Raw genomic sequence first — 737 nt, forward strand, 5'->3', positions numbered from 1 at the left:
CGATAAATCAGAATTTAGAGGCGATGGCAAAGCAGCTTTATGATTATTGGTTTGTACAGTTTGATTTCCCGAATGAGGAGGGGAAACCGTATAAATCTAGTGGAGGTAAGATGGTTTGGAATGAGAAGTTGAAGCGAGAAATTCCCGAAGGATGGGATATATCTTTAATAAAAGATATTGCTACCACATATTCAGGAGGTACACCCAAATCAACAAATATAGAATACTACGATAATGGAGAAATAGCTTGGATAAACAGTGGGGAACTGAATAGTCCTATAATCACTAAGACTACCAATTATATTACAAAATGTGGATTAGAAAACTCAAGTGCAAAGTTATATCCAAGCAACAGTATATTGGTCGCAATGTATGGCGCAACAGCAGGTAAAGTTAGCTTGCTTACATTCGAGGCTTGTTCTAATCAAGCCGTTTGTGGCGTTATCCCTACAATAGAAAATATGTTATACTATGTGTACTTCCATATATCATCATTGTATAGCCATTTCATTACACTCAGTACGGGTTCTGCAAGGGATAATATTTCTCAAGATACAATCAAGAATATCTTATTGCCCATACCAACAAGAAATATTCTGAAACTATTTGATGAAAAGATTGGAAGCATTTACCAAACGATTGTAAATAACTACCAACAAATAGATTCCTTGACTAAGCAGCGAGACGAACTTCTCCCACTTCTGATGAATGGTCAAGTGTCGGTAAATTCTGATTTA

General features: G+C 36.1%; 1 protein-coding gene. It reads left to right on the plus strand.

Annotation, left to right across the window (positions count from 1 at the left end; translation table 11 throughout):
• Positions 1 to 737: restriction endonuclease subunit S (locus DXD78_RS20935; protein ID WP_370448329.1), on the plus strand; the 737-nt coding region annotated here is incomplete at both ends.

Origin of the sequence: Bacteroides sp. D20, from assembly GCF_003436255.1 — a bacterium.
Classification (GTDB): domain Bacteria; phylum Bacteroidota; class Bacteroidia; order Bacteroidales; family Bacteroidaceae; genus Bacteroides; species Bacteroides uniformis.